We start from the raw sequence: 15,685 nt of genomic DNA on the forward strand, positions 1-15,685 counted from the left end.
GCGGCCGAAGCAGCCGATGCGGGGAAGGAGCTTGGCGGAATTGGCTGAACGCGTCATCGTATTGGGCGGCGGCATCATCGGCCTCTCCTGCGCGTTCGAAGCGCTGCGGTTGGGGTACGACGTCACGGTCATCGAGCCGGAAGCGTTCGGGGGCCAGGCCTCCGGCGCCGCGGCGGGGATGCTCGCCCCGTTCACGGAAAATCCCGAGCAGCCCGATCCGTTCTTCCGCCTGTGCTTGGAAAGTTTGAAGCTATACCCGTCATGGCTAGCCGACATCGAGGCGGCGTCGGGCTGCCGCGCCGACCTGCTGCAGACGGGCAGCTTGACGGTCGCGCTGCATGAAGCGGACCTGCTGCCGCTCCAGACGAGGCTGGCGTGGCAGCGGCCGTTCGGCTCCGGCGCGGAGCTGGTCGAAGGCGAACGGCTGCGGCGCATGGAGCCGCAGCTTGCGGCAAACGCGCTCGCAGCCGTGTATACGCCCCGGGAGAGTCACGTGTACGCGCCAGCGCTTGTCGCTGCGTTAGAGAAAGCTTGCCGCAAGCTCGGCGCGCGCTTGGTCGATCATGCAGGCGGCATTCAAGCGCCCGACCTGTTCAGCACGAAGGGCATCCGCATCGAGACCTCCGCTTGCGGCAGCCATGACGGCGACCGGCTAGTCGTCTGTTCGGGCGCCTGGGCAGGGCATTATGCGGCCTCCTTCGGCTTCCCGATCCCGGTTCATCCGATACGCGGCCAAATTTGTTCGTTCGACGTATCCTTCGGTGAAGTGCGCCATATGGTGTTCTCCTCGCAGGCCTATTGGGTGGGTAAGCGCAACGGAACGCTGGTCTGCGGCGCGTCGGAAGACGTGGCGGGCTTCGATCGGACGGTCACGGAACGCGGCATTGATCGTCTCGTTCGCTGGGGTCCCCGGGTGCTGCCGTTCTTGGACGGCCGGGAACCGATCGACCGCTGGGCCGGACTGCGTCCGGCGACGCGCGACGGCTGGCCGCTCATCGGTCCGATTCCGGGGCGCGAAGACGTCATTCTGGCCGCCGGGCATTACCGCAACGGCATTCTGCTGAGTCCCGCGACCGGCGCGCTCGTCGGCCGCATGCTCGCCGGCAAGGCGCAGTCGGATGAAGCGCGGTGCTTCGCACCGGACCGGTTCGCCGCTTTGCATAGTAGGAGGGGAAGATAATGCGGGATTTCGATTATCTGGCGGCTTCAGCCTTTACCCAAGGCATACGAGCGAATATCGCGTATCCCGCCGAGTCTTCGGTCTGGCCGCCCCGGGTGCTGACCATCGCGGGCTCGGACAGCGGAGGCGGGGCCGGCATCCAGGCGGACTTGAAGACGTGCCAGGAGCTGGGCGTCTTCGGCATGAGCGCGATTACGGCCGTTACGTCGCAGAACAGCCGCGGCGTTCATGCCGTCTATCCGATGCCGGAGGAAGCCATCCTGTCCCAGATGGACGCGGTGCTCGGGGATATTGGCGCGCATGCGGCCAAGACCGGCATGCTGTATTCGAAGGACATCGTCAAGGCGGTCGCCTCGAAGCTGGACGACTACGGGGTTCGCAAGCTGGTCGTCGATCCGGTTCTCGTGGCCAAGGACGGCTCGCCGCTGTTCCGGCGCGACGCGGTGAATGCCCTTCGCGAGGACTTGCTGCCGCGCGCGCTGGTCGTGACGCCGAATTTGCCGGAAGCGTGCGAGCTGCTCGGCGTGGAAGAAGGCACGATCCGATCCGTCTCCGACATGATGGAAGCGGCCAACATGCTGCTGCGATTCGGTTCGAAATACGTTTTGCTCAAAGGCGGTCATCTGGAAGATGAGGCGTTCCGGGGACTGGCGATCGACGTGCTGGCCGGGGGCGACGGCACGGCGGGAATGCAGCCGCTAACGCTCAGCGGCCCTCGCATCGCGACCCGGCATACGCACGGGACCGGCTGTTCGACGGCCGCGGCGATCGCCGCTTACTTGGCGCGCGGCTTCGAGATGGAGCATGCCGCGCGGGAGGCCAAATGTTTCGTCGCCGCGGCGATCGCTCGCGCCGTTCCGCTAGGCGGCGGAATCGGTTCCCTCTGGCATGCCGCGCACCGGGAGCCGGCTCACGGCCTGCAATAATCAATAAATAAACCTCCGGTCCGAGCTCTGCGGACGGAGGTTTATTGGCGTTCAAGCAGGCTGGCGTTAATCGAGCCTGGTCGAATCTCAGCCGTTAGCCGGCCGTGACGGCTCGACAGATGCGTCGCGCTAGCCCGGCAAATCTTGTCCGAGATGGATCGGACCGGTCCGCACGACCCGGACGACCATCCGCGCGAATTGTTCCGGCGTCTGCTTCATCCCGGTCTCCAGCCAATGCTGCAGGAATCCGAGATTGGCGGCCGACACGTAGGCGATCAGAAAATCGGACGGGATGTTCAGCCGCGCCTCTTCCAGCTGCCAGAGCGGCAGCAACTTGTCGTAGAAGTGCTCCTTCAGCAGCCGGACGACTTGATCGCCGAAGAAGGAATCGCCACCGGGCCCGAGCAGCAGGCGAAACAAATCCGCGTGATCCGCGATGAACGCGAACACGTCGACGAGGTTTTGGTCGGTTTCGTCCGCAGCCGCTTTTTGGATAAGCCCGTCCACCTCAAGCGTCATTAATCGTTCCCGCAAGCCTTGCATGAACGCCATTTTGCTCTGGTCGAGCATGTCCGGCACGTCTTTGTAATGCAAGTAGAAGGTGCCTCGATTGATTTCCGCCCGCTGGGTCAAATCGCTCACCGTTATCCCTTCCAGGCCGCGTTCTTCGATTAATTCCAGCAGCGCCTTGTGCAGCAGCTGTCTCGTGCGTTCTTTTCTGCGATCGATTCGATCCGGCATACCGTGCAATCCACCTTCCTGCCCCTTAGCAAGGAGCGTATCATCAAGGACATCGCGGGCATTATGCAATCTGAACGATGTTAACCTTTTTCAGGACGAGAATATTATGCGATCGTCCGGTCCGTCCGTGGTTCCGCTCGCCAGCGCAGCATCCAATAGCGCACCAGAACGGCCAACAGCAAGAAACCGAACAAGGAATACGCGTGTCGCCAACGGTGAATCTCGAACATTCCGAAGCGAATGAACAGCGGCTCAATAACATAGGAGAAGCACGCGGAGAGCGCAACCGTAGCGAATAGGTAAGTCCGCCAGGTAGACGTAAACTGGTACGCGCACGCGAAGGAGAGCGGGATGACGCTCATATCCGCGGGAAGAAAAGGCGGCACGGTGGGCAGCAGCTTGTCGGGATACCCCCACAGAAGGAGATAGCTGCCCCATACATCGCCGAACATGGCGATGACGCTCCACGCGAACACGCATACGAGCAGTTCAAGCGTGCGAGAGGGGGCGCGAAGCCATTTCCACCAGATGATCCACGGCAAGATCGTCGCCGCCAGCAGAATCCACCACGGGAGCGAAAGCAAATCATCGTGGTACCAGTGGGCGAGCGTCACTTCTTTATACCTATCCCGGATTTGATTGACGGCCTCGTTAGTCGGATGCATCCTCCATCATCTCCTTCTTGTTAACGTGGTCAGATTATGGAAAGGTTATGCGCAGGTCTTTTCATTTAATTGACAGTGATAATCATTATCACTTAAAATAATGCTGTTCCAGAGGATTTCTTGCGTTGATGCGCCGGACCCTTTCGGCGAGCAAGACCGATGCGACTATTCCCATCCTTTCGGCTTGCGGGTTAAGTCCGAGAGGATAAACGATATATAGGCGAGAGCGCCATACCATACGCCGTTTGGCGAGGAGTGTAGATTTCATGCTGCCCAATTTCAATCGAAGCTGGCAACCGCAATCGAGGCCGCTTCATTTTTCATCCGTTAAGGTACAAGGAGATCGATCGCTTGTCGCGGCATCGCCGGGCAAAGGCGTATACCATCGCGAAGAACACGGCGAATGGCAGCGAATGTCGGACGGACTCCCGTCGGAATCGATGGTTCACCGGCTGCAAACGACGGAAAACCGGCTTTACGCGTGCACGAGCAAGGGACTGTACCTGCTTCAGGACAACCGCTGGGTGAACGGCGATTTGGAGAAGGCTTGTTACCAATATAAAGAGGAATGGGGCTACGCGTTCGCCGCGACGGACGACGGCCTGCTGTACCGCAATGGCGGCGAGTGGAAGCAGTCCGCGTACAAACGGACGGTCGTGTACGATTTCCTGTTCACGCCGGAGTATCTCTATATCGGCCTCGAAGGCGGCGTCGGGATGTACGACCGGATGACGGATCAATGGGCTGGCTTCTCGCTCGGCGTGGGCGTGACCAGCATCGCGGCCGACCGGACGCGGCTGATCGGCGCGACGGACAGCGGCGAACTCGCGATCAGCACGGGGCGCGGCGGCTTCGAACGGATTCGCTTCGGCGATATGTTCGTGTTCAGCGTCGTCTCCCGGCTCCCGCATGTATACGTGTGCACGGATAAAGGGCTGTTCCGGGTGGGGAGGCTGGGGAGTCGTCTGACGCTCTTCTCGCTGAAGCCCGGTCTGCCGGTGACGGACGTGGATTGGCTCGGTTCCGACCTTTACATGGCTACCCTTTCGAAAGGGATCCAAACGATGCGCGCGTAATGTTTTTGCCGCCGGATGCGAAACTCCAGTGACCTGCCTATAGGTGAATGCATATGATGCTATGACATTCGAGGTGGGAGAAGGAGAGGGCTATGGCGAAAAGCAGGAAAGGGAAACGCGCTAACGGACAAAAACCGTTATTTTACGTCGATAATCCGAATGCTTCCGAATTGAAATGGCTGGACGATGTGAAGCGAAAATCGTCGGCGCCGCCAGGAGGCGGGGCATTCGAACCGCGCAAAGGCGAAGGCGAGAAGAAACTGCAAGTCAATGCGGCGGCGGCACCTGCCGAGCCGATCGTATCGTTAGACGAGGCCGACGATTGGCAGGAACTCTCGGCTGATCTGAACGAGGATTCGGTCGCCGACTGGCAGGAAGAAGAAACAATCGCCGCCCAGCCGGAGGCTGCGGACGCGCTGGAAGCGCAAGCCGAGGTAACGCCGGAGCAACCGGTCGCGGCCGTCGAGCCGGAGATGACCCGCGAGGAAAGGCTGGCGGTCTACGAGGAGCTTCGGGAACCCGAGCGGCCGGCCGCCTTCGTCTATACCGACGATATCGCGGACGAGGCGATCACGTCGGAGAAGCTCGCGCCGGGCGCCATCGATTCGTCGCGTCTTGGCCGCGGCGCGGTAGCCTCCCGCAACTTGGCGGACTTCGCCGTCGAGAGCATTAACCTGGCGGACGGCGCGGTGACGGCTTCGAAGCTGGCGCCGAATTCGATTACCGGCGACCATCTGATCCCGGGCTCCGTCAACGGCACGATTCTCTCGGAACGCTCGATCGCGGGCGACAAGCTTCGCGATGGCAGCATCACGTCCGAGAAACTGGCGGACCGGACGATCAGCGCGGACAAAATCGCCGAAGGCTCGATCGAGACGAAGCATCTGAAGGCGTTCATCGTCTCCAGCGATTTGCTTGAAGATCAAGCGGTAACGGGCAGCAAGATCAAGAGCGGGGCCATTCGTCCCGAGCATCTCGCGGCGGATGCCGTGAATGCCTCGAAGCTGGCGGACGGCGCCGTGACGCGTTCCAAGCTGCGCGACGCCACGGTTACCGGCGAGAAGCTGGCCGCGGGAGCCGTCGATTCGGTGCACCTGAAGCCAGGTCTCCTGCTTGCCGAACATGTGGCCACCGGCATTCTGCTGGGAAAGCATTTGGCTCCGGGCGAAATCGCAGGGGAGCATCTGGCCGAAGGCGCGGTCGGACCGCGGGAGCTCCGCCGAGGAGCGGTCGGGCAGGACGCGATCGCGCCGGGCGCGATCGGCGAGACGCAGCTCAAAAAAGGCGCGGTCGGCGCGGAGGCGCTGGCAGACGGGACCGTTAACGCCGAGCATCTGAACGACGGCGCGGTCACGACGCCCAAAATCGCCGATTTGTCCGTCTCCACGATCAAGCTGGGCGAGCATGCCGTCACGGCGTCGAAAATCGCGGATCAAAGCATCACGACGGCGAAGCTGGCGGATAACGCGGTCCAAAGCAAGCATCTCGGCAAAAGAAGCGTGGGCCCCGATCATATCGACGGCGGCGCGGTGACCGACCGCCATCTTGCGGTGCGGTCGGTCAATGCCGCTCACTTGACCGAGGATTCCGTCGGCACCCGCCATTTGCTCGACAAAGCGGTCAAATCGGAGAAACTGGCTGCCGGCGCGGTTCACCAAGCGCATCTCGCGCCAGGTTCCGTCGGGACCGATCAGCTCGGCGAAGGCGCCGTCACGGAGAGTCGTCTGGCGAACGGCAGCGTAACCGGGGATAAGTTGGCCGGCGGCGCGGTGACCGTCCGGCATCTCGGGAACGAATCGGTCGGATCCGAGAAGATCGCGCCGGAAGCGATCAAAGCGTATCATCTGGCCGCCGGCTCGGTCACGGAGGAAGCGATCTCCGTCGAGTCCGTCGCGCCGTGGCATCTGCAGCCCGGTCTGGTTGCAGCCGAACATCTGAGCGACGGTTCCGTCCAGACGAACGCGCTGCAGGATGGAGCGGTGAAAGCCGCCAAGCTTGCGCCGCAATCGGTGCAAGAGCGTCATCTTACGGCAGGCATCGTCTACGGTCACCATCTAGCCGACCATGCCGTGAACTCGCTCAAGCTGTCGCCGGAGAGCGTATCGACCGATAAGCTGACGGACGCCGCGGTGACCGGCGGCAAATTGGCCGACGGCAGCGTCTCGGGCGCCAAGCTGGCTCCGCAATCGGTTGAAGGCAGCCACTTGACGGACGGCGCGGTCGGCGCGCATCATCTGGCAGCCGGCGCGGTCGGCGCGCATCATCTGGCTCCCGACTCGGTTCAAGCCGGCCATATCGCATCGGGCGCGATCCGGTCGAACGATATCGCGGACGGTTCGATTACCGGCGCGAAACTCGCTTCGGAGACGGTCGGCGCCGAGCAGCTGGGGATCGAATCGGTCGGCAGCCGGCAGCTCGCCCAAGGCGCCGTACTGGGCGTTCACCTGGCTTCGGGCAGCGTCATGGAGCACCATCTCGGCGATGGGTCGGTGACGGAATCCAAATTGGCGTCCGGCAGCGTCGGCGCCGAACAGGTGCAGGAAGGGGCGATCGGCAGCGAGGCGCTGCAAGCCGGCGCGGTAGGCGCCGCGCATCTGCAGCCGGAATCCGTCGGCGCCCAGCATGTCGCCAAAGGAAGCATCGGGTTGGAGCATCTGACGGCCGATAGCGTCGGCTCGGAGCAGCTGAAGGATGGATCCGTCGGCACGATCCACTTGACCGAAGGAGCGGTGACCGGCGAGAAGCTGTCGGTGCAATCGGTCGGCGGCGACCACCTCCGGATCGAGTCGATTAGCGGCAAACACGTCAAGGCGGAGACGCTGCAGGGGTACCATATCCGCAAAGGCTCCATTACGCAGGCTCATCTGGCCGGCGACTTGTTCTTGCCGGGCAAACTGCCGGATGGCAGCATTCACGGCAGCAAGCTTAAACCGGGATCCGTCGGGCAGACTCAGCTGTCGGCCGGCGCGGTGACCGGCAGCGCGATCGGGCACGGGGCGATTCAATCCGTTCATTTGGCCAAAGGGGCGGTTCGCGGCGAAGCGTTGAACGCCGGCTCCGTGGAAGCGAGGCACTTGGCAGACGGCGCGGTAACCGGCGAGAAGCTGTCGGCCAGCGCCGTGACGAGCTCGGTCATCGCGGACGGCGCGGTCACGGCCGATAAGTTATCGGCTGACGCTGTCGGGGAGGCGCAGCTGCAAAATGCTTCCGTCACGACGGGCAAGTTAGCAAGCGGATCGATTGCCGGCTTGCATCTCCAGGCGGGAAGCGTCGGCGGCGAGGCCATCGCGGATGCGTCCGTTACGGCCGATAAGCTGGCCGCGGACGCGGTCGGCACGGAGGCGCTCGCGGCAGGCAGCATCACAAGCGACAAGCTGGCATCGGGCGCGGTAAGCGCGAACGCGCTGGCAGCGAGCAGCGTGACGTCGGAGAAGCTGGCGCCAAGCAGCGTGGATTCGGTTCATTTGGCTCCAGGCGCGGTGGGCAAGGAAGCAATCGAAGCCGGCAGCGTGACGGCCGATAAACTGGCGCCCGGCGTGCTGGATTTCGAGCTTGAACCGGGCAGCGTAGAAGCGGTTCATCTCGCAGCCGGGGCGGTCGGCGAGGCCGCGATCGCGCAAGGCAGCATCACGGCCGACAAATTAGCGCCGGGCGTGCTGAAGAAAGATCTTGACCCAGGCAGCGTGGCCGCGGTTCACTTGGCTCCCGGATCGGTCGGATCGGCCGCCATTGCGCCGGGCAGCGTCACGGGCAACAAGCTGGCGCCGGGCGCGGTCGGATCGGCCGCCATCGCGCCGAACAGCATCGCCGCCGATAAGCTGGCCCCGGGCGCGGTTGGTTCGGCTGCGATCGCGGCAGGCAGCATCACCGCCGATAAGCTGGCAGCAGGCGTACTGGATCACGAAATCGCGCCGTCGAGCATCGCCGCGGTTCACTTGAAGCCGAGCTCGGTCGGATCGGCCGCCATTGCGCCGGGCAGCATCACCGCCGATAAGCTGGCAGCAGGCGCGGTAGGCGCGCATGCCATCGCGGCGGGCAGCGTGACGGCCGATAAGCTGTCCCCGGGCGCACTGGATCACGAGCTTGAGCCGTCGAGCGTGACTTCGATCCATTTGGCGCCGGGCGCGGTCGGCTCGGAAGCTATCGCGCTGGGCAGCATTACGGCCGATAAACTGTCCGAGAACGCGGTCAGAACGAACGCCATCGCGCCAGGCAGCATCACCGCCGATAAGCTGGCGCCGGGCGTATTGGACAATGAGCTTGAACCGTCGAGCGTCGCTTCGATTCACCTGGCAGCTGGCGCGGTAGACACGGAAGCCATTGCGCTGGGCAGCATTACGGCCGATAAGCTGGCCGAGAACGCGATCAGAACGAACGCCATCGCGCCAGGCAGCATCACCGCGGATAAGCTGGCGGAGAGCGCGGTCGGCACGGATGCCATCGCGCCGGGCAGCATTACCGCCGATAGGCTGGCGCCGGGCGTGCTGGATCAGGAACTCGCGCCATCGAGCGTATCCGCGGCTCATCTAGCATCGGGGGCAGTGGGCGCCGACGCGATTCAAGCGGGCAGCATCACGGCTGATAAGCTGGCAGCAGACGCGGTCGGCTCGCATGCCATCGCGGCAGGCAGCGTGACATCCGATAAGTTGGTGCCAGGCAGCATTGTCTCCCTTCATCTGACGAAGGGCGCTGTAAAGGCGGATGCGATTGCGGGAGGCAGCATCACGGGCGATAAGCTGGCGAATGGAGCAGTAGGCGCGGATGCGATCGCATCGGGCAGCATCACCGCCGACAAGCTGGCTTCTGGCGCGGTCGGTGCCGAAGCCATCGCCTCGGGCAGCATCACGGGCGATAAGCTGGCGACCGGAGCAGTAGGTTCGGATGCCATCGCGTCGGGCAGCATCACGGGCGATAAGCTGGCGCCGGGCGTGCTGGATCGCGAGCTTACTTCGGGAAGCGTCGGTTCGGCGGCAATCGCGCCAAACAGCGTCACGGGCAGTAAGCTAGCGCAAGGGGCCGTAGGTACGGACGCGCTTGCCTCGGGCAGCATCACGGCCGACAAATTGGCTTCCGGCGCCGTCGGCTCAGGCGCGATCGCCTCGAACAGCATTACGTCCGATAAGATTGCGGCAAGAAGCGTAACCGGGGTTCATCTGGCCGTAGGCTCGGTAGACACGGACACGATTGCTTCAGGCAGCATCACGGCCGATAAACTGGCGCCGGGCGCTATTGACGCGGACGCCATCCTGGCGGGCAGCATTACGGCCGATCGACTGGCGCCTGGCGTGCTGAATCACGAGCTCGCCCCAGGCAGCGTGGCTTCGGTTCATCTAGCGCCGGGCTCGGTTGGAGCAGCCGCCATCGCGAAAGGAAGCGTGACGAACGATAAGCTGGCTTCCGGCGCGGTCACGACGGATTCGATCGCGGGGGGTAGCGTCACGGCGGATAAATTGGCACCGGGCTCGGTCGGACCGAACGCCATTGCGGCGGGCGGCATCACCGCCGATAAGCTGGCGCCGGGCATTATCGGCGATCAGGCGATTGCCGACCGGGCGATTGTCGCGTCGAAAGTGGCGCCTGGCGCCGTTCACGCCGAGCATCTCGCCTCCGAGCTTCAGCTGGCGATTCGGAACCCGCAGCTAGGGGATGGCACCGTCGGGACGGAGAAATTGAAATTCGCGCCGGTGCGTACGACGAACGCGCGGATTTCCGCGAATCAGCAGTTCGGGTTCGCGGGCTACGATTTCGCCGGCCAAGGCGAGCATGTCGAAGCGACGATCGTGTTCGACGAACCGTATGCGCATAACGGTTATGTGCTCGTCGCGACTTCGGATCATCCTTCCTGCTACGTGGTCATCAAGGAAAAGCATGCGGACCGCGCGGTGCTGTCGATCATTCGGACGCGGATCAGCCCTGAGCCGAAAGGCCAGGTTAACTGGATCGTCATCGGCTAATAGCCTATTTGGAACCCCCGTTTCTTTCGCGATATGCGTAAGAAACGGGGGTTCTTCGGCGTTCGCGGCATGAACGGGTGAACGCCTTGACGTACACCTGCCGTTGCGGCGGCGATATTCGTACATACAATAACTTGTGAATAGTCTGTCTGCATAGGAGCCAGGCAGACATCTATTTAGGCAAGGTGAGGTGATCGTCATGAGAAAAAAGACGGCGGACGCATCCCGCGCTAGGCGGACGAGACGTTCGGTCCGCAAGCAGCCGCGTCCGCGAACGCATCGGAAGCCTCTTGCCCGAAATCGCAAACGGCCTGCGCGCCCGCCGCGCGGAGCGGAAGTTCCGGATGCCGTTCAACCGGCGGGGATGGCGGAGCCGATCCATCGCGTATCCGATTCCCCGCCTGCCGTCTCCGTCGTCATCCCGGTCATGAATGAGCGCCGTCATATCGCTGGGGTGATTCGCGAAGCGTTCCGCGTGCACCCGGACACGGAAGTCATCGTCGTCGCGAACGGCTCGACGGACGGCTCCGCGGAGATCGCGCGGCGGATGGGGGCCAAAGTATTGAACTATCCGCAGCCGCTTGGCCACGACGTCGGGCGCGCCATCGGCGCCGAGCTTGCCCGGGGCGAAGCCTGCCTCTTCCTGGATGGCGATATGATCATCCCTTCGGCGCAGCTCAAGCCGTTCGTGCAGGCTGTCCTGCAGGGCGGCGTCGACGTGGCGCTCAACGACTACTCCGGACCGACGGACAAAATGCAGGTACACAGCGTCGTGCTGGCCAAACACGCGCTCAACACGATGTTGAACCGGCCCGATTTGGCGGGTACCTCGCTCACGGCTATCCCCCACGCGCTCAGCCGAAAGGCGCTGGAGACGATCGGGACGCAGGCGCTGTCCGTGCCGCCGCTCGCGCATGCGAAAGCCGTCCGCCTCGGAATGAGGGTCGTCCCGGTTCACCGCGTGAACGTCGGGAAGATGAACCTCCCAAGACGAGAACGCGAGCGGGTCGCGCCGCTGGAGCGGCTGATTATGGGCGATCATCTGGAGGCGCTCGAATGGCTGGCCTCGCATAGCGGCGCTAGAGCGGGTTTTGCAGACAGCCGTTCGGCCAGAAGCGACCGAGGAGGTGACGTATGAGGCGAACTCAACAAGCCCGATCAAGGCGTGCCATCCGGCGGCCTGTCGCGTCCCGCGGCAAACCGCGGTCTGCCAAGCGGCTCTCCGGCAAGCGGCGACCGCGCGGTCGGCAACGGGGAGGCCGGCGCAGCGCCATCGCCAGACCCGGAACATCCCGTCCGCAGGTCAAGCAGGCCGCGCGCGGCCATCGCGTGTCCGCCATCGTGGTAGGCAGCCGATCGCCCGTATCGGTCGCGCGCATTCGTCAGTTGTCTCGCCTGACCGTGCTGGAGACGATCGTCGTGCTAGATGGCAAGGATCCTTCGCTCGCCGCGATGATCCGCGCGCAGACGGACGCGATCGTGGTCTTCCTCCCCGAGACGCTCGGCCCTGACGAAGACAGGAGCTTGGGCGCATTGCAAGCGCGAGGGGACATTCTCTTGTTTGTCTCAGGCCATGACTCCGTTGACCTTGCGGTGGCCGGACGGCTTATTGCGGCAGTTGGGCAGGGGGCCGATCTCGCGTTGACGGATCGAAGCGCTAGCCTGGGCACGTTTCGACAATGGGGAGAGGCCGATCGCGTGCGGGCCTTTATGAACAGCGCGCTAGGCTGCGCCTGGCTTGGCCCGAACACGCTGGATCAACTGCCGCACGCTTGGTCGCGCGTCGGGATGGAACGCGTCGGGGCCGACCGGCTGGCCGTTCCGGCGCTCGCGCAAGCTGCGGCGATCACGGAGGGTCTTCGCGTGAAGGCCGTCCCGATCCATGCGGCCGCCATCCGGCGCGGCAAGGAATGGCACGATCCCCATCAGGAAGGCGCGCTGCGGCTTGGCGACCATGCGGAAGCGCTCGTGAGCGTCATTCAGCGGCAGGGCAGCCGTCTTCAATGGCCGGATCAGGCGAGAAGGCGCAGCGAGACCGGAGGCGATCGACAGTGAAGATGACGAGCATTATCATTCCGACGAGCAATGGTCTCGCGATGCTGCAGCAGGCGATCGGCGCGATTCGAACGTATACGAATCCGCACGATACCCCTTATGAAATCATCGTCGTCGACAACGGTTCCACGGACGGAACGCCGGACTGGTGCGCGCGCGAGGGCGTGAAGCTTATTGCGCTGCCTTCCAACGAGGGCTTCCCCGCAGCCTGCAATCGGGGGTTGAGACTGGCCAAAGGCGACTATTTGCTGCTGCTCAACAACGACGTGACGGTTTCCGAAGGCTGGCTGAGCGGGTTGCTCGACGTTCTGGACGGCATGGAAGGGGCCGGGATGGTCGGGCCGGTCAGCAATTACGTCAGCGGCCGGCAGCTGGCTGCGTATCCGTTCTCGACCATGGACGAATTCCATCAGACGGCGTCCTACGTCCGCGCGCTTCAGCTCGAGGCGGAGCCGATCGCCCGTCTGGTCGGCTTCTGCCTGTTGTTCACGCGCGAGCTGTACGAGGCGCTCGGCGGCTTGGACGAACGGTTCTCCCCCGGGCATTACGAGGATGACGACTATTGCCTTCGTGCCCGGATGCTCGGTTTTGGCTTGTATATGTGCCGGAGCGTGTTCGTGCATCACCAAGGAAGCGCCAGCTTCAAGCGCGGCGAAGCGGCGGCGCTGGCGCAGCTGATCGAACGGAACCGGCGGCTGTTCATCGAGAAATGGCAGGTCGATCCGGCGCAATTCATGTAAGGCCCAGTTTCGTACTCGTACGATAAGGAGGGGATCGCTTGAAAGCTGTTATCTTGGCCGGCGGCACGGGCAGCCGTTTGATGCCGCTCACCAAGCTGCTGAACAAGCATTTGCTGCCGGTGGGCAGACTTCCCATGATCAGTTACGGCATCGACAAAATGAAGGAAGCCGGCGTCACCGATATTCTAATCGTCACGAGCAGACAGGCCGCCGGGGCATTCATCCATTATTTGGGAAGCGGTGCGGAAAGCGGCGTTTCGCTGACCTATCGCATTCAGGAGGAGGCCGGTGGCATCGCGCAGGCGTTGGAATTGGCGCGTCCTTACGTGGGCGACGACGAGAAATTCATCGTGCTGCTCGGCGACAATTTGTTCGAAGAGGCGCTTACCTCTCATGTGGATGCGTTCCGACGCCAGCCGGAAGGCGCGATGGTGCTGCTCAAGCAAGTGCCGGATCCGGAACGTTACGGCGTGCCGAAGTTTGATGAAGCCGGCGAGATCGTCCGCATCGAGGAGAAGCCGACGCAGCCGGACAACAATTGGTGCGTCACGGGCATCTACGGGTTTGACAGGCATGCGTTCGAATTTATCGCCGGTATCGAGCCTTCCCAGCGCGGCGAGCTGGAAATCACGGACGTGAATAACGCGTACGCCGCGCGCGGCCTGCTTCGCCACGGCAAACTGCAGGGCTGGTGGACGGACGCGGGCACATTCGAATCGCTGCGGGAGGCGTCGATGCGGTTGTCGGGGGACGCGCCATGATCCGCCCGGCGCCGATCGCGATGGCCGTCCAAGCAAACGTTCCCCCGGCCGCCCCGGAGCCGGCGAAGCGTCGGGCAGCGCCTGGCCCGCCTGCCGGTCGCCGAAAAAAGAAAAGCGGCGCCGTCCCCGCGGCCAAGGATAGAAAGACGCGCAGAGGGGCCGCGCGCCGCCGCCCGGCCAGACGAGGCGCGGCGAAGCCCGCGCGCGGTCGCCGGCGGAGGCTTCCCGCGGAACACGAGACGCATGCGCCGCTCGAAGATACCGCCGCTCATCCTGCTGCCGGGGCAGGCGAGGGACGGGATGCCTATGAGGCGGGCTACGAACGCGGCTTGTATGAAGGCGGCGAGCTGCTGCTCGAACAGATGATCCCGCCCGGCGCGCTGCTGGCGGAGGTTAGCTTGCGCGAGGTGCTCGCGGCCGGACTTGCCGCCAAGGCGCCGCAGGTATATCCGTTGGCAGAGCCGGGACTCGTGTACGAGGAACTGACGCACGCGATCGAGTCGAAGCAGCCGTACGCCCTTGTTCGGCTTGGCGACGGCGAGCTGCTGACGTTGGCGCAGGATACCGTGTACGACGCGGAAGCGATACGGAGGGAAGGCCGCTTCCTCCCCTATGCCGGGGTGACGCCGCCCGATCTGGCGGCGCGCGATCTCGTCGCGATGGCCGTCCGGCAGGCGAACCGGGTCGGCGTCCCGGTGTCGAGGCGGAAACATTTTCAGCTGCTGCTGCATCCGGTGCTCCGTCACCATGGCATCGATCCGGCGGGTCTGCGCCTCACCTCGTCGACGATCAATTACGCGCTTCAGCAAAGCGGGCTGCTGCCTCATTTGCTTACCGGTCGACGACTGCTGCTGATTGGGGATAAAGCGCCGGCGCTGGCGGAGGCGCTCGTCGCGCGCGGTTTCGCGGTGGTTGGAATTATCAGCCCCGTCAACGGCTTCACGGCTATCGACCGCGTGATTCACGAAGCAAGCTTGATCGATTACGACTTGGCGCTTGTCTCGGCCGGCGTCCCCGCCGTCGTCATTTGCTGGCGGCTGGCGATGGAATTCGGGCGGGTGGCGATGGACTTCGGTCACTTGGCCGACGCGCTCGGGAAGGGGCAGCTCTCGGTCTAGCCGGTATCCGATAGCGGCCCGAAAGTGTCGCGGGGAAGAACGAACGCGTGAAGGCGGGGATTTTGCGCGCGATAGCGACCTCCAGGTCGTTATTGCGTGCGGAGGCAAGGAGTTTGCGAGTTTAAGTTACCTAGGGCTCGAAGAAGTTACAAAGAAAACGAAGTCTATGCTTCCGAAGCGAGTTTTCTTGTCGCGGAGGAGCATCTCAGAGTAGTAACAAGAAAACGAAGTTTATGCTTCCGAAGCGAGTTTTCTTGTCGCGGAGGAGCATCTCAGAGTAGTAACAAGAAAACGAAGTTTATGCTTCCGAAGCGAGTTTTCTTGTCGCGGAGGAGCATCTCAGAGTAGTAACAAGAAAACGAAGTTTATGCTTCCGAAGCGAGTTTTCTTGTCGCGGAGGAGCATCTCAGAGTAGTAACAAGAAAACGAAGTTTATGCTTCCGAAGCGAGTTTTCTTGTCGCGGAGAAG

11 protein-coding genes are annotated in these 15,685 nt (G+C 63.2%); 9 read left to right on the plus strand and 2 right to left on the minus strand.

The window, feature by feature from the left end; genetic code table 11:
* The first annotated feature begins 40 nt into the window (after positions 1–40).
* Together thiO and thiD are read left to right on the plus strand one after the other, a co-directional pair.
* On the plus strand, positions 41–1,180 hold the full coding sequence (gene thiO / locus BCM02_RS30075; protein WP_148932824.1) for a glycine oxidase ThiO: 1,140 nt from the start codon (positions 41–43) through the stop codon (positions 1,178–1,180).
* The gene (thiD, locus tag BCM02_RS30080; RefSeq protein ID WP_148932825.1) at positions 1,180–2,106 is read left to right on the plus strand and encodes a bifunctional hydroxymethylpyrimidine kinase/phosphomethylpyrimidine kinase; all 927 of its coding nucleotides are present in this window, start codon (positions 1,180–1,182) and stop codon (positions 2,104–2,106) included. Before thiO ends, thiD begins: the two co-directional genes overlap by 1 nt.
* Positions 2,107–2,235: 129 nt before the next feature.
* Here thiD and BCM02_RS30085 read toward each other — a convergent pair whose 3' ends face one another.
* Together BCM02_RS30085 and BCM02_RS30090 are read right to left on the minus strand one after the other, a co-directional pair.
* The gene (locus BCM02_RS30085; protein WP_148932826.1) at positions 2,236–2,847 is read right to left on the minus strand and encodes a TetR/AcrR family transcriptional regulator; all 612 of its coding nucleotides are present in this window, start codon (positions 2,845–2,847) and stop codon (positions 2,236–2,238) included.
* Positions 2,848–2,951: 104 nt separating this feature from the next.
* On the minus strand, positions 2,952–3,512 hold the full coding sequence (locus BCM02_RS30090) for a CBO0543 family protein (protein ID WP_148932827.1): 561 nt from the start codon (positions 3,510–3,512) through the stop codon (positions 2,952–2,954).
* A 266-nt stretch (positions 3,513–3,778) separates the two neighbouring features.
* Between BCM02_RS30090 and BCM02_RS30095 the strand changes: the two genes are divergently transcribed.
* The 7 genes from BCM02_RS30095 to BCM02_RS30125 all read left to right on the plus strand — a co-directional run bounded on the left by BCM02_RS30095 (position 3,779) and on the right by BCM02_RS30125 (position 15,216).
* The gene (locus tag BCM02_RS30095; protein WP_148932828.1) at positions 3,779–4,588 is read left to right on the plus strand and encodes a hypothetical protein; all 810 of its coding nucleotides are present in this window, start codon (positions 3,779–3,781) and stop codon (positions 4,586–4,588) included.
* A gap of 92 nt (positions 4,589–4,680) precedes the next feature.
* Positions 4,681–10,542 (plus strand): WIAG-tail domain, encoded by a 5,862-nt coding sequence (locus tag BCM02_RS30100; RefSeq protein ID WP_148932829.1) that lies wholly within the window; start codon positions 4,681–4,683, stop codon positions 10,540–10,542.
* A gap of 199 nt (positions 10,543–10,741) precedes the next feature.
* Positions 10,742–11,680, plus strand: coding sequence for a glycosyltransferase family 2 protein (locus tag BCM02_RS30105; RefSeq protein WP_425466213.1), 939 nt, complete (start codon positions 10,742–10,744; stop codon positions 11,678–11,680).
* Complete coding sequence (locus tag BCM02_RS30110; protein ID WP_148932830.1) at positions 11,677–12,597, plus strand: glycosyltransferase family A protein; 921 nt, start codon at positions 11,677–11,679, stop codon at positions 12,595–12,597. The genes BCM02_RS30105 and BCM02_RS30110 overlap by 4 nt, the downstream gene beginning before the upstream one ends.
* A 2-nt stretch (positions 12,598–12,599) precedes the next feature.
* Positions 12,600–13,337, plus strand: a complete 738-nt coding sequence (locus tag BCM02_RS30115; protein ID WP_425466214.1) for a glycosyltransferase family 2 protein — start codon at positions 12,600–12,602, stop codon at positions 13,335–13,337.
* A gap of 38 nt (positions 13,338–13,375) precedes the next feature.
* On the plus strand, positions 13,376–14,098 hold the full coding sequence (locus tag BCM02_RS30120; protein ID WP_148932832.1) for a sugar phosphate nucleotidyltransferase: 723 nt from the start codon (positions 13,376–13,378) through the stop codon (positions 14,096–14,098).
* Positions 14,095–15,216, plus strand: coding sequence for a GT-D fold domain-containing protein (locus BCM02_RS30125; protein ID WP_246183614.1), 1,122 nt, complete (start codon positions 14,095–14,097; stop codon positions 15,214–15,216). The genes BCM02_RS30120 and BCM02_RS30125 overlap by 4 nt, the downstream gene beginning before the upstream one ends.
* Positions 15,217–15,685: the final 469 nt, after the last annotated feature.

The sequence above is a fragment of the Paenibacillus methanolicus genome, from assembly GCF_008124765.1.
Lineage (GTDB): Bacteria > Bacillota > Bacilli > Paenibacillales > Paenibacillaceae > Paenibacillus_Z > Paenibacillus_Z methanolicus.

Bases quoted from the DNA above. Each gene is read 5' to 3' on its own strand.
- BCM02_RS30095 (WP_148932828.1), top strand. From the start codon at position 3,779: ATGCTGCCCAATTTCAATCGAAGCTGGCAACCGCAATCGAGGCCGCTT.
- BCM02_RS30125 (WP_246183614.1), top strand. From the start codon at position 14,095: ATGATCCGCCCGGCGCCGATCGCGATGGCCGTCCAAGCAAACGTTCCC.
- BCM02_RS30105 (WP_425466213.1), top strand. From the start codon at position 10,742: ATGAGAAAAAAGACGGCGGACGCATCCCGCGCTAGGCGGACGAGACGT.
- thiD (WP_148932825.1), top strand. From the start codon at position 1,180: ATGCGGGATTTCGATTATCTGGCGGCTTCAGCCTTTACCCAAGGCATA.
- BCM02_RS30090 (WP_148932827.1), bottom strand. From the start codon at position 3,512: ATGCATCCGACTAACGAGGCCGTCAATCAAATCCGGGATAGGTATAAA.
- BCM02_RS30110 (WP_148932830.1), top strand. From the start codon at position 11,677: ATGAGGCGAACTCAACAAGCCCGATCAAGGCGTGCCATCCGGCGGCCT.
- BCM02_RS30100 (WP_148932829.1), top strand. From the start codon at position 4,681: ATGGCGAAAAGCAGGAAAGGGAAACGCGCTAACGGACAAAAACCGTTA.
- BCM02_RS30115 (WP_425466214.1), top strand. From the start codon at position 12,600: ATGACGAGCATTATCATTCCGACGAGCAATGGTCTCGCGATGCTGCAG.
- BCM02_RS30085 (WP_148932826.1), bottom strand. From the start codon at position 2,847: ATGCCGGATCGAATCGATCGCAGAAAAGAACGCACGAGACAGCTGCTG.